The organism is Achromobacter dolens (assembly GCF_902859745.1).
Classification (GTDB): Bacteria; Pseudomonadota; Gammaproteobacteria; order Burkholderiales; family Burkholderiaceae_B; genus Achromobacter; species Achromobacter dolens.
This window is the reverse complement of record NZ_CADIJW010000034.1, coordinates 28,511-40,919: the sequence shown is the minus strand read 5'-3', so window position 1 is coordinate 40,919 and position 12,409 is coordinate 28,511. Positions and strand designations below refer to the sequence as shown.

Here is a 12,409-nt window from a genome sequence, read left to right as displayed (position 1 = left end):
ACGCCATGACCCAGATACTCGCCTCCTCCTCTTCAGAACCGCGCCGGCGCGGCGGACATCCGCCGCTGCGGCAACTGTTCGCGCGCCACAAGCTGCTGGCCATGCTGCTGGCGCTCGCCCTGATCTGGCTGTTCTTCTGGCATCAGACCCATGGCAGCTTCCTGCGGCCCAACAGCATCTCCAACCTGCTGCTGCAGATGTCGGTGACCGGCATGCTGGCCTGCGGCATGGTGCTGGTCATCATCGCCGGAGAGATCGACCTGTCGGTCGGCTCGCTGCTCGGGCTGCTCGGCGGCCTGGTCGCCATCCTGACGGTCAACCTGGGCTGGAACACCTGGTTGTCGGTCGCCGTGGTACTGGCGGCCGGCGCCGCGCTCGGCCTGGTCAATGGCTATCTCACGACCCGGCTGCGGGTGCCGTCGTTCATCGTCGGCCTGGGCGGCATGCTGGCCTACCGCGGCCTGCTGCAGTTGAGCACCGACAGCGTCACCATCGCGCCCGTGCCCGACGACCTGGGCGCCATCGCCCAGGCGTTCGTGCCGCCCGCCCTGTCCTGGCTGTTCGCCGCGTTGATCGTCGCGCTGACCTGCGGCCTGACGCTGGCGCGCCGGCGGCGCCATCGCCGCCTGGGCCTGGCCGTGGCGCCGCGCTGGATCGACGCACTGCGCATCGGCGCCATCACCGCCACCGCCGTCGGCTTCGTCCTGGTGCTGAACCAGGCCCACGGCGTGCCGCTGCCGGTGCTGATCCTGCTGGCCCTGCTGGGCGCGTTCTCGTGGATCGCCACGCAGACCGTGTTCGGCCGCCACGTCTACGCGGTTGGCGGCAACGTCGAGGCCAGCCGCCTGTCCGGCGTCAACGTCCAGCGCGTCAAGCTGATGGTGTTCATGCTGATGGGGTTGATGTGCGCGTTCGCCGGCATTGTCACCACCGCGCGTTCGGCGGCCGGCTCGCCGTCGGCCGGCGTGGGCGGCGAACTCGACGCGATCGCCGCCTGCTTCATCGGCGGCACCTCGATGCGCGGCGGCTCCGGCACGGTGTACGGCGCGCTGATCGGCGCGCTGGTCATGGCCAGCCTGGACAACGGCATGCAGCAGATGAACGTCGACACCTCCTGGCAGATGATCGTCAAGGGCGCCGTGCTGGTGCTGGCGGTGTGGATCGACGTGGCGACGAGGTCCGAACGTGCATAACGACATCCTTTCCCGCGTACCCGGCGCCTGCGTGCTCGCCGTCGGCACCTATACCGAAATCCTGCCCCACGTGCAGGGCCGCGGCCAGGGCATCCACCTGCTCGCGTTCGATGGCGCGACGGCATCGTTCCGGCAACGCCAGGTGCTGTCCGGCCCGGTCAACCCCTCCTATTTATGCGCGACGGCCGGCCGCCTCTACAGCGTCAGCGAACAGGAGCGGGACGCGGCGCTGGAGGTTTTCGCGATCGAGGACGGCGCCGCGGCCCTGCGCCCCATCGGGCGCGTCGCCATACCCGGCGCCGCGCCCTGCCACGTCAGCATCAACCGGGCGGCGCGGCAACTGTACGTGTCGAACTACGGCTCCGGCGAACTGCTGTGCTACGCCCTCGACGCCGACGGCCTGCCAAGCGCCGCGCCCCAGGTCATCACGCGAAGCGGCTCCGGGCCGCGCGCCGACCGCCAGGAAGGTCCGCACGTGCATTACGCGGCCCCCGGGGCCGACGGCACGCGGGTCTACCTCTGCGATCTGGGCACCGACACGATTGCCTGCCACCGCGTCCTGCCCGACGGCCTGGAGGCCATGCCGATACGCCAATGGCGCACGCCGCCCGGCGCCGGACCGCGCCATCTCGTGCTGGCGGCCGGCGACACGCTGGCGGTGGTGGTGGAAGAACTGTCCAACACCCTGGCGCTGTACGCGCTGGACGGCGCCGGCAACGCGCTGGCCCGCGCCAGCACGCTGCCGCCCGATTGGCACGGCGCCAACACCACGTCGGCGCTGCGCCTGCATCCGCGCGGCGACCTGCTGTATGCCGCCAACCGGGGCCACGACAGCATCGCGGTCTTCCGGCTGCGCCGCGCGGCGCCGTGGCTCGAACCGCTCGGTTTCATCGCCGTCGGTGGCCGCACGCCGCGCGACATCGCCTTCACGCCCGATGGCGAATTCCTGCTGCTGGCCGCCCAGGACGATCACCTCCTTCGCGCCGTGCGCATCGATCCGGCCACCGGCCTGGCGCAGTCGCACGGCGCCCCCTACCCGCTGCGCTCTCCCGCCTGCCTGTGCCCTCTGCCTTGAACCGGAAACATCCACCGTGGCCTCTACCCTGCCCCCCGCCCGCATCATCGTCACCGGCGCCACCGGCCAGCTCGGCCGCAAGGCCCTGGCCATCCTGGCGCGCCAGCCCTGGTGCGAGCACCTGACCGGCATCGACCTGCAGGCGGACGCCAGCGTCTTCAGCCCGGAGCTGCGCGACCGCCTGACCCTGGTGGCCGCCGACCTGCAACGGCCCGATCCCGGCTGGACCCGCCACTTCGCCGGCGCCGACGCGGTATTGCACCTGGCGGCACGCCACTCGACGCCCGACGCCAGTTGGGAAGAGGCGCTGGGCTCTTACGACATGACGCTGAACGTCCTGACGGCCGCCGCCACGCAGGGCGTGCGCCGGCTGCTATTCTCGTCATCGAATCACGCCATGGGCGGCTACAAGGACCTGCCGCTGGCCGCCACGATCGGGCCGGGCAAGCTCACCGCGCGCACGGAGCCCGCGCCCGGCACCCGCTGGTTCGACGGCGAGCGCGAGGTGCATTCGCTGGCCTACGGCACCTCGAAGGTGATGGGCGAGCGGCTGTGCCGCGCCTTTTCCGCCGTCACGCACGGCAAGCTGTCCACCGTGATCGCGCGCATCGGCTGGATTCTGCCGGACGACAACGATCCGCGCGACATGACCTATTCCGGCGTGGCGCATCGGCGCGCGCCGGCGCCCCCCGCGCGGGACGAGCCGGCCCGCCGCGCGCTGGCGTGGTTCCACGATATGTGGTTGTCCAATGGGGATTTCGAACGGCTGTTGCTTGCCGCGCTGACCGCGGATGCGTCGAACTGGCCGGACGGCAGCGTCACCGTCAACGGCGTGTCGGCCAACCAGGGCAGCGCCTGGGACGTGGCCGAGGCCCGCGACAGCATTGGTTACGCGCCGCAGGATGACGTGCAGAAGCGCCTGCGCTGAGCGCCCACGCGCCGGGCTCAGCCGGGCGAGCGGGTCGAATCGCGCACCACCAGCTCATAGCCGAGCGTGCGCACCCGCGCCTGCGGTTCGCGCGAGGCCAACTGCTCGACCGCCGCGTAGGCCATCTCGCGGATGGGCTGGCGCAGCGTGGTCAGCTTGGGCCAGGTCTGGCGTGACAGCGGCGTATCGTCGTAGCCCGCGACCGACAACTCTTGCGGCACCTTGAGGCCGCGCGCGTGCGCCGTGTAAAGCACACCGGCCGCCATGTCGTCATTGGCCGCGAAGATCGCGGTCGGGCGCTGCGCGCGGTCCAGCAGACGCTGGCCGCACTGTATCCCCGAATCGAACGAATGCAGGCCCTGCTCCACCAGCGCCGGATCGTAGGCCACACCCAGCTCCGCCAGCGCATCGCGGTAGCCATGCAGGCGCTCGCCCACCGCGCCGTGGTCGGGATGCCCGGCCACGAAGCCGATCCGGCGATGGCCCAGGCCGAGCAGGTAACGGGTCATGTCGCGCGCCGCGGCGCGATCGTCGGTGCTGACTTCCAGCCCCCGGGCGCTGGGCGAACCCGGCGCCAGCCGCACGTAGGGCACGTCGCCATGGTCCAACGCCTCGATCAGCGCGCGCACGTCGGACAACGGCGGCGTCAGCACCAGCCCGGCGCAGGCGTGCTGCCGCGCCGCCTGCACGATCTGCGCCGCCAGGTCGGGCGCGCGATAGTCGCAGGGATGCAGCAGCAGGCTGTAGAAATAGCGCTTGCAGGCGTCGAGCGCGCCGTGCTGGATGTTGATCAGGTAGTTGTCGCTGGGGTTGTCGTAGACCAGCATGATCAGATCCGAGCGCTTGCTGGCCAGCCGGCGGGCCGAGGGATTGGGCTGGTACTTCAGCAACTCGATCGCGGCCATGACCTTGGCGCGCGTCTTCTCGCTGGTGTTCGGCTCGTTGTTCAGCACCCGCGAGACGGTCTTGATCGACACGCCCGCTTGGGCCGCCACGTCATCGACGGTGACGGATCCCCTGTCCTTGCCGGTCGCCATGCCGGGGCCCCGCTCAGCGGCCCGCGGCCTTGGCGCTCAGGCCGTTGGCCACGCCCATGTCGGTCTTGGGCACGTCGCGGATCAGCACCCGCACGTCTTCGCCCGAAATGCCGATGCTGTCGCAGACGGCCTGGTTCAGCGCCGCGATCAGCGCCGACTTCTTGGCTTCGTCACGGCCCTCGATCAGCGCCGCGTCGACGCGCGCCATGGCCTTGCCGATTTCGCCCGCCACGATGACGTGTTCGGCCGGGATTTCCTGCAGCACGATGCGCACGCTGGACAGCGGCGCGGCAATGCTTTCCACGACCGCCTGCGAGGCCGCCTTCAGCAACGTGGTCTTCTGGGCGGCCGAATGGCCCTGCATGATCTGGACATTCAAGATTGGCATGACGGATTCCGATATTCCGAATAGTGGCACGCCGGCAGTCGGCGCCGGCCAGCCATCATATCCGGACTGGCCCGAGGCGCAAGCCTGGCCGCGCCGGAATCGGCGCGTCATGACGGGCGGCACCCGCCGCCCGCCTTGCCTGACGGCGATCGGGCCTCAGGCCGCCTCGCCTCGCGGCGCCGGTTGCGGCTGGCCCTGCAATTCGGCCTGCGCCGCCTGGCCGTCCTCCGCAGGCGTCTCGGCGGAGGGGTCCGTCGGCGCCGTCTCGGCCAGCACCGGCGTAACCAGTTCGACCACCTTCTTGCGCGACAGCATGCCGATGAACTCGTCGTTCTCACCCGTCACCGCCACCGGCTGGTCGCTGTGCACCAGTTGCGCCAGCACCTCGCCCAGGCCCGCCGTGGCCGGCACCGAGGCCAGATCCTCGACGAAGCGCGACACGTCGCGCCCGCCCTCGCGCACGGCCTGCTCGGCCGCGACCAGCGTCAGCACGCCGGCCAGCCGCTTGCCGTCCAGCACCGGCGCGTATTCGTAGTTGAGCGCGCGCATGCGGTCCACCGCGTGGGCCGGACGCGACCGCATGGTCAGCGTCAGGCGCGCCGGGTTCACCGCATGGGTCGCGTTCAGCACCTTGGTGCGGTTCACGTCCTGCAGGAACGACTGCACGTAATCGTTGGCCGGGTTCAACAGGATGTCTTCCGGCGTGCCTTCCTGCACCAGCTCGCCGTCCTTCAGGATGGCGATGCGGTTGCCCAGACGCAACGCCTCGTCCAGGTCATGGGTGATGAAGACAATGGTCTTGTTGAGCTTGGATTGCAGTTGCAGCAACTGGTCCTGCATTTCGCGACGGATCAGCGGATCGAGCGCCGAGAAGGCCTCGTCCATCAGCAGGATCTCCGCGTCGGTGGCGAGCGCGCGCGCCAGGCCGACGCGCTGCTGCATGCCGCCCGACAACTGGTGCGGATACTGCTGTTCGAAGCCCGACAGGCCGACCTGCTCCAGCCATTCGCGGGCGCGCTGCTCGCGCTCGGCGCGGCCCACGCCCTGCACGGCCAGACCGTAGGCGGCGTTGTCCAGCACGGTGCGGTGCGGGAACAGGCCGAAGCGCTGGAACACCATGCTCATCTTCTTCTGGCGGAAGGTCTCCAGGTCGCGCTTGTTCAGGCTGACCACGTCGACGCCGTCGACCAGGATGTGGCCCGCGCTGGGCTCGATCAGGCGGTTGAAGTGGCGGATCAGCGTCGACTTGCCGGAACCCGACAGGCCCATGATGACGTAGATGCTGCCCTCTTCGATCGACAGGCTGATGTCGCGCAGGCCCAGCGTGTGGCCGCTTTCGGCCAGCAGCGCTTCCTTGCTCATGCCGCCCTGGGCGGCTTCCAGCCATTTCTTCGGATGCGGCCCGAAAATCTTGTAGATGTTCTTGACTTCGATCTTGCTCATCGCTGGCCTCCCATGCGCATGCGCTGTCCATACGATTGCGTGATCCGGTCGAACAGCACGGCCAGCACCACGATGCCCAGGCCCGCCAGCAGGCCGCGGCCCACTTCCAGGCGGTTGATCCCGAGCAGCACTTCATACCCCAGGCCGCGCGCGCCGATCATGGAGGCGATCACCACCATCGACAGCGCCATCATCGTGGTCTGGTTGATGCCGGCCATGATGTTGGGCAAGGCCAGCGGCAACTGAACGCCGAACAACTGCTGGCGCGGATTGGCGCCGAAGGCGCGCGACGCTTCCAGCACCTCGCGGTCGACCAGGCGGATGCCCAGGTCGGTCAGGCGGATCAGCGGCGGCACGGCGTAGATCACGGTGGCGATGATGGCCGGGATCTTGCCCAGGCCGAACAGCATCACGACCGGAATCAGGTACACGAAGCTGGGCATGGTCTGCATCACGTCCAGCACCGGCAGCATGATCGAGCGCAGCCAGTTGACGCGCGCCATCAGCACGCCCAGCGGAATGCCGATGATCACCGACAGCCCCGCCGCCATGATCATCAGCGCCAGCGTCTGCATGCCGGCGTCCCACAGGCCGAGCACGCCGATCACGCACAGCAGCGCGCCCATGGCCAGGCTCAGGCCGATGCGACGGCTGACCAGCCAGGCGATGACGATGGTGACGCCGACCACGGCCCACCAGGGCGAGCTGCGCAGCACCTGCTCCAGCCACACCAGGGCGTGCAGCACGGGCTGGGACAGCGTCTCCAGGGTATCGGCGTAATTGGTGACCAGATGATCGACGAATCCGTCGATGGCCCCGCGCACCTGACGCGCGGGAATAATTTCAGGAAACATGTTTTTGACTCCATTTCAGCGCGTTCGCCACGCGCCGCGCCGTGCGCCAGCACGGCATCCGGCACGGAGGCCGGCGGCGGCGCCCCTCGCGGGGAGCGGCCGTCGGCAAGGGCGAAACACGCTTACAGTCCGGCGCGGGAGCAATACCTCCCGCGCATTGCCCGCATGGCGGGCAGTCCGCCTGCCGGAGGGCTTTTTCCCCTTGGGGTCATCCCAAGGGGAAAAAGTCCAACCCGGCGGGCCGTCCCGGCAAGCCGGAGCGGCCCGCCGCCGGAAAGGCGGCGCGGGTTACAGCGCGCTTTGCACGCGCCCGGCGACGTCGGCGGGGACCCACTTGGTCCAGACGTCGGGCTTGTTCTTCAGGAACCACTTGGCCACGGCGCCGGACTCGTCGCCGGTTTCCTCCATGTGGGCCAGGGTCTCGTTCATCACGGGCAGCGGCACCGAGACCTTCGACAGGAACTCGGTCAGCACCGGCGCTTCCTGCGAGAACTTGGTGTTCACCGCGGTGAAGACGGGATTGTCGGGATAGGCGCTGGCCTCGGGCTTGGCGCACTTGGGCGACGTCAGGCACTTGTGCTTGTCGGCGTCGTAGGGCGGCATTTCCAGCTTGACCAGGTCCATGGCGCCCACCAGCGGCGTGGGCGACCAGTAGTAGAAGACCACGTTCTGCTTGCGCTTGTAGGCCGACATCAGGGCCGCCTTCTGCGCCGCGCCGGTGCCCGGCGAGTACAGCGTGTAGGTGTCGTCCAGCTTGAGGGCGTGGAACAGGTTGGTGCTGGTGACTTCGCAACCCCAGCCCGCCGGGCAGCCGTAGAAACGGCCCTTGCCGGGTTCCTCGGGGTCCTTGAACTTGTCCTTGAACTTCGGCAGGTCGGCCGCGGACTTCAGCTCGGGCAGGCGCTCGGCGGTGTAGCGCGGGATGTACCAGGCCTCGCCGCCCATGTAGAGATCGCCGATCCGTTTGACGCGGCCGGTCTTTTCGGCGCGTTCCCAGGGGTCGGCGACGCTGTTCAGCCAGATCTCGGTGTTGATGTCCAGGTCACCGCGCTCGAGCGCGGCCAGGGCCGGCAGGGTCTCGGTAGGCAGGGTTTCGGTCTTGCAACCGTAGCCCTTTTCCATGATGAAACGTTCGACATCGACCAGGACCAGATTGGATTCCCAGTTCATGGCGCCGAAGTTGATCGGACGCTTGAGTTCGCATTGCGGCGCATCGGCGGCTTGGGCCGAACCGGCGAAGGCGAACAAGATGGCCGCGGCGGCCAGGGTCTTGACGGGGGTGAAACGCATTGGCTTTTGCCTCCATAGGTTCAGGGACACGGCGGCGCTGGTCCGGCCGTGCCATGGAGCTAAGGGGGTTGTGCGGAAGACGGGCAGAACCGCCAATACAAACCGACACTAGCAACAAGAGGATCCGCAGGGTGCGGGGTCTTGCAAGACAGGAGCCTCGAAAAACGGAGTTTTCGAGAACCCACAGATAGTGAACAAACTGAAAGAAGAAGCCAGCATCTTAACCGAAATTAATGCATAGCCCAAGCCCGCACCTGAACGAATCAGATACATTCACGCCGAAAAGCGTTCGGAAAAACCCTTATTCCCAAGAGGCGATTCCCCGTTTTTCCCTGGGGAATCGCCCCTCGAAAACATAGATACATTTAGTTAATATTTTGTTCTTATAAATACATTTGACGCTTCCAAAACCCGGTTTCAGGGTCTTGGATCGGCGTCCCGGTACATGTAGTCGCGCCGCCACGGGTAGGCCAGGTCGGGCGGATTGTCGAGCTCGTCCGGACGCCCCGTGGCCGGGTATTGGCCCACGATCTGGTGCAACGCGATCCAGCCGTGCTCGAAGCCCATGGCGCAACCCGCCAGGTAGAGACGATAGGCGCGCAGCGAACGCTCGCCCTGCTCGCCGCCCAGGATCCGGGCGGCCTCGGCCAGGTTGGCCTCGAGCGCGTCGCTCCACGCCCACAGGGTTCGGGCATAGTGCGGCCGCAGATTCTCCACGTCCACTTCTTCCAGGCCGCCGTTGGTCATGGCCTCCATGACAACGCTGATGTGGGTCAGCTCGCCGCCAGGGAAGATGTACTTCTCGATGAATTCGCCCATGCCGCTGCCCAGTTCGGCGTTGTAGACGCCGGCCGCGGTGATGCCATGGTTCATGATCAGCCCGCCCGGCTTGAGCAGCCGGCGCAGCTTGGCGAAGTAGCCTTCCAACTGGGCCCGGCCGACGTGCTCGAACATGCCGACCGAGGCGATCTTGTCATAGGGCGTGGCCTCGTCGAGCTTGCGATAGTCCAGCAGCTCCACCCGCACGCGGTCGCCCAGGCCCTTTTCCTGGATCAGCCGGGTGACGTGCGCGTGCTGGTTGCGCGACAACGTGATGCCGGTGGCGTCCACGCCGTAGTGCTCGGCGGCCCACAGCAGCAGCCCACCCCAGCCCGCGCCCACATCGAGGAATCGCTCGCCCGGCCGCAGCCGCAGCTTGCGGCAGATGTGGTCGAGCTTGGCTTCCTGGGCCTGGGCCAGGTTCATGCCCGGCTCGCGGTAGTAGGCGCAGGAATAGACCCGGCGCGGATCGAGCCACAAGGCGTAGAAATCGTCGGACAGGTCGTAATGGAATTCGATCTGGCGGGCATCGCGCTCCATCGAGTGGCGCCACACCGACATCACCTTGCGCACCAGCTCGGTCAGCCAGCCGCCGCGCGCCGCGTCCACCGGCGAACCCGGCAACAGCGCCGCGGCCGCGGCCATCACGTCGCGCATCGAACCTTCGATATCGATGCGGCCCTCGACGTAGTCCTGCCCCAGCACGCCCACGGCGCCCTCGGCCAGGTGAGCCAGCGCGGTCTTGTCATGCGTCACGAACCGCACGCGGGGATCCGGCGGCCCGACCACGGTGCCATCGGGCAGCACCAACTGGACAGTGACGGGCAAAGCCTGGAGCTTGCGTTCCACAACAGACAGCAAAGGACTCACAGCATCTCCTCTGGAATACGTACGGACACGGACAGACTGTATCGGAAATCACTTGCAATTTGCGTGTAAGGCGACGCGTGATACAGTCATTGGCTTGGTGCAAAACGCGCAATGCCGCGCGACGCACCCTGTCAATTGCGCGATCCCGTCGCGATCCACATGCCCCCTACCCATTCTTCCCGCGGCGCGCTGCCGGGCTGGCTCATCCTCATGGGCGCGCTGACGGCGATCGGTCCTTTCGCCATCGACATGTACCTGCCGGCGTTCCCGACGATCGCCGCCAACCTCGGCGTGCCGCGCGGCGATGTCGAGCGCACGCTGGCCGCCTACCTGATCGGCCTGGCGCTGGCGCAGGTGTTCTATGGTCCGATGGCCGACCGCTTCGGCCGCAAGCCGCCGCTGCTGGTGGGCCTGGCGCTATTCATGATCGCGTCGCTGGGTTGCGCCCTGGCCGGCTCCGTCGAGGCGCTGACCGGCTGGCGCGTGGTGCAGGCGATGGGCGGCGCGGCCGGCATCGTGATCCCGCGCGCCGTCATCCGCGACCATTACGAAACCCACGAAGCGGCGCGCGCCATGTCGCTGCTGATGCTGATCATGGGTCTCGCGCCGATCCTCGCCCCGCTGGCCGGCGGGCAATTGCTGGGCATCGCCAGCTGGCGCAGCCTGTTCTGGGTGATGCTGACCGGCGGCGCCATGCTGATGACGGCCGTCGTGCTCATCATGAAGGAATCGCTGGCGCCCGAACGGGTGGTGCCGCTGCGCTGGCACACCATCTTGCAGAACTATCGCGCGCTGTTCGCGCACCGCGGGTTCATGGCGCACAGCCTGGCCGGCGGCTTCGGCCAGGCCGGCATGTTCGCCTACATCATCGGCTCGCCGCGGGTGTTCATCGAACTATACGGCGTTGACCCCAAGTATTACGGCCTGCTGTTCGGCACCAACGCGCTGTCGCTCATCGTCTGCTCGCAGATCAGCGCCCGCCTGCTGCGCACCTATACCCCGCGCCAACTGCAGCGCCGCGCCCTGACCGCGCTGGCCTGCGCCAGCCTGGCGGCGGTGGCGCTGACGCTGGGGGGCTGGATGACGCTGCCGCTGTTGATGGCCTGCCTGATCTGCTACATGGGCAGCCAGGGCTTCGTCAATCCCAACTCGGCGGCGCTGGCGCTGTCGGATCAGGGCAAGCGCCTGGGCGCGGCGTCGGCGCTATTGGGGACGCTTCAACTGTCGTGCGGCGCGCTGGCCGGTTTCGCCGTCAGCGCCTGGCAGACCGACAGCGCCCTGCCCCTGACGACCACGCTGGCGACCTGCGCCTGCCTGTCCTGGCTGTCGGGACGCGTGGCGCAATCGCACCCGGCCTGAGCGCAGGGACATAACGCCGCCGGCACGGGGACGGAAGCCGGCCCGCGCCGCGCAGCGGAATATGCCTGCCGAAATCGAGCCCGACGGGCGCCGCCCGCGGCGCCCGTCGCGGCTAGCGCGCCACGCTTTTCCATGTGTCGCCGCCTCGACACTTGATTTTCCTGGATTTTTCGTATTAGAATCTACGTCTTCACATGAAGTTTCCCGTGCTGGACTACTATGCTTTGTAGTTCAACACTCTGACCCCCAAGCGCATTTTTTTGCGGATGGCAGGCAGCGGGTATAAGCACTGGGCGGGATTCCAAAGATTCCCCCCTCATCCACTAAGACTGGGTGGCCGGCAAGATGGCAAGACCTCGTGGCAAGACCACGACGATCCCAGCCTCTGATATTTCTTAGCCCGGCGGCTGAAACCCTGTCTCCCCCCGGCGATGCGCAAGAATAAATGAGGTGCATCCATGGCACGCGTATGCCAAGTGACCGGCAAAGGCCCGATGGTGGGCAACAACGTTTCGCACGCGAACAACAAGACCAAGCGTCGCTTCCTGCCCAACCTGCAATCGCGCCGGTTCTGGGTTGAAAGCGAAAACCGCTGGGTGCGTCTGCGCGTCTCGGCCAAGGCCATCCGCACGATCGACAAGAACGGCATCGACGCCGTGCTGGCCGACCTGCGTGCCCGCGGCGAACTGGCCTAATCGGCCCCCCGCCAATCTGACATACTAGGAGCACGACATGGCCAAAGGTATCCGCGAAAAGATCAAGCTCGAGTCGACTGCCGGCACGGGTCATTTCTACACGACCACCAAGAACAAGCGCAACATGCCCGAGAAGATGCTGATCAAGAAGTTTGATCCGGTCGCTCGCAAGCACGTTGACTACAAGGAAACCAAGCTGAAGTAATTCAGCCGGTCTCCGGAAAGTCGAAAAGGCCCTGCTCTCGCGGGGCTTTTTCATTGATGGGCCCTGCATGACGGGGCCTTTTTCATTGGCGCGCCGGCCAGACGCACCGGACGCAAACCATTGGGGTCCGCCTGCAGGCCCGCGGCGGGCCATTTTTCCTGGCGCCAGGCAGGCGAGCATGCTTCAATTGGGCCGAACCGAACCCGTGTCCGACACGGCCCGGCCTGCCCGGGCCCTTTCCCGCCTGCGATAT

12 protein-coding genes are annotated in these 12,409 nt (G+C 67.4%); 6 read left to right on the top strand and 6 right to left on the bottom strand.

All coding sequences use genetic code 11. The annotated features are described in order from the left end of the window. The first annotated feature begins 5 nt into the window (after positions 1 to 5). From HV783_RS20610 to HV783_RS20600, 3 genes are read left to right on the top strand one after another with little or no spacing between them, the layout of a single operon-like run. On the top strand, positions 6 to 1,193 hold the full coding sequence (locus HV783_RS20610) for a sugar ABC transporter permease (RefSeq protein ID WP_116792144.1): 1,188 nt from the start codon (positions 6 to 8) through the stop codon (positions 1,191 to 1,193). Then, positions 1,186 to 2,268: a lactonase family protein gene (locus HV783_RS20605; protein ID WP_254603978.1), complete on the top strand. Its 1,083-nt coding sequence runs from the start codon at positions 1,186 to 1,188 to the stop codon at positions 2,266 to 2,268. The genes HV783_RS20610 and HV783_RS20605 overlap by 8 nt, the downstream gene beginning before the upstream one ends. Before the next feature lie 16 nt (positions 2,269 to 2,284). After that, complete coding sequence (locus tag HV783_RS20600) at positions 2,285 to 3,196, top strand: NAD-dependent epimerase/dehydratase family protein (protein WP_175189788.1); 912 nt, start codon at positions 2,285 to 2,287, stop codon at positions 3,194 to 3,196. A 17-nt stretch (positions 3,197 to 3,213) separates the two neighbouring features. Here the strand turns inward: HV783_RS20600 and HV783_RS20595 are convergent, their stop codons facing one another. The 6 genes from HV783_RS20595 to HV783_RS20570 form a co-directional block, all read right to left on the bottom strand. Then, a complete protein-coding gene (locus tag HV783_RS20595) occupies positions 3,214 to 4,233 on the bottom strand; it encodes a LacI family DNA-binding transcriptional regulator (RefSeq protein WP_175189787.1) in 1,020 nt (339 codons plus the stop codon). 13 nt (positions 4,234 to 4,246) lie between these two features. Continuing rightward, the gene (locus HV783_RS20590) at positions 4,247 to 4,621 is read right to left on the bottom strand and encodes a tautomerase family protein (RefSeq protein WP_054503251.1); all 375 of its coding nucleotides are present in this window, start codon (positions 4,619 to 4,621) and stop codon (positions 4,247 to 4,249) included. Positions 4,622 to 4,777: 156 nt separating this feature from the next. Beyond that, complete coding sequence (locus HV783_RS20585) at positions 4,778 to 6,064, bottom strand: quaternary amine ABC transporter ATP-binding protein (protein WP_054503252.1); 1,287 nt, start codon at positions 6,062 to 6,064, stop codon at positions 4,778 to 4,780. Beyond that, positions 6,061 to 6,918 (bottom strand): ABC transporter permease, encoded by an 858-nt coding sequence (locus tag HV783_RS20580; protein WP_049072699.1) that lies wholly within the window; start codon positions 6,916 to 6,918, stop codon positions 6,061 to 6,063. The genes HV783_RS20585 and HV783_RS20580 overlap by 4 nt, the downstream gene beginning before the upstream one ends. 288 nt (positions 6,919 to 7,206) lie before the next feature. Next, positions 7,207 to 8,208, bottom strand: coding sequence for an ABC transporter substrate-binding protein (locus tag HV783_RS20575; RefSeq protein WP_054438691.1), 1,002 nt, complete (start codon positions 8,206 to 8,208; stop codon positions 7,207 to 7,209). Between the two features lie 417 nt (positions 8,209 to 8,625). Beyond that, positions 8,626 to 9,897 carry a class I SAM-dependent methyltransferase gene (locus tag HV783_RS20570; protein WP_116792146.1) on the bottom strand — a complete coding sequence of 424 codons (1,272 nt, stop codon included), beginning with the start codon at positions 9,895 to 9,897 and terminating at the stop codon, positions 8,626 to 8,628. 210 nt (positions 9,898 to 10,107) lie between these two features. On the opposite strand from HV783_RS20570, the gene HV783_RS20565 reads away from it, so the two are divergent. From HV783_RS20565 to rpmG, 3 genes are all read left to right on the top strand, one after another. Next, the gene (locus tag HV783_RS20565; RefSeq protein ID WP_054503254.1) at positions 10,108 to 11,256 is read left to right on the top strand and encodes a Bcr/CflA family multidrug efflux MFS transporter; all 1,149 of its coding nucleotides are present in this window, start codon (positions 10,108 to 10,110) and stop codon (positions 11,254 to 11,256) included. Positions 11,257 to 11,714: 458 nt separating this feature from the next. Next, positions 11,715 to 11,951 (top strand): 50S ribosomal protein L28, encoded by a 237-nt coding sequence (gene rpmB / locus HV783_RS20560; RefSeq protein WP_054503255.1) that lies wholly within the window; start codon positions 11,715 to 11,717, stop codon positions 11,949 to 11,951. Between the two features lie 37 nt (positions 11,952 to 11,988). Next, the gene (gene rpmG / locus HV783_RS20555) at positions 11,989 to 12,156 is read left to right on the top strand and encodes a 50S ribosomal protein L33 (RefSeq protein WP_003810296.1); all 168 of its coding nucleotides are present in this window, start codon (positions 11,989 to 11,991) and stop codon (positions 12,154 to 12,156) included. Positions 12,157 to 12,409 lie beyond the last annotated feature (253 nt).

Bases quoted from the DNA above. Each gene is read 5' to 3' on its own strand.
- HV783_RS20575 (WP_054438691.1), bottom strand. From the start codon at position 8,208: ATGCGTTTCACCCCCGTCAAGACCCTGGCCGCCGCGGCCATCTTGTTC.
- HV783_RS20610 (WP_116792144.1), top strand. From the start codon at position 6: ATGACCCAGATACTCGCCTCCTCCTCTTCAGAACCGCGCCGGCGCGGC.
- rpmB (WP_054503255.1), top strand. From the start codon at position 11,715: ATGGCACGCGTATGCCAAGTGACCGGCAAAGGCCCGATGGTGGGCAAC.
- rpmG (WP_003810296.1), top strand. From the start codon at position 11,989: ATGGCCAAAGGTATCCGCGAAAAGATCAAGCTCGAGTCGACTGCCGGC.
- HV783_RS20565 (WP_054503254.1), top strand. From the start codon at position 10,108: ATGGGCGCGCTGACGGCGATCGGTCCTTTCGCCATCGACATGTACCTG.
- HV783_RS20595 (WP_175189787.1), bottom strand. From the start codon at position 4,233: ATGGCGACCGGCAAGGACAGGGGATCCGTCACCGTCGATGACGTGGCG.
- HV783_RS20585 (WP_054503252.1), bottom strand. From the start codon at position 6,064: ATGAGCAAGATCGAAGTCAAGAACATCTACAAGATTTTCGGGCCGCAT.
- HV783_RS20590 (WP_054503251.1), bottom strand. From the start codon at position 4,621: ATGCCAATCTTGAATGTCCAGATCATGCAGGGCCATTCGGCCGCCCAG.
- HV783_RS20580 (WP_049072699.1), bottom strand. From the start codon at position 6,918: ATGTTTCCTGAAATTATTCCCGCGCGTCAGGTGCGCGGGGCCATCGAC.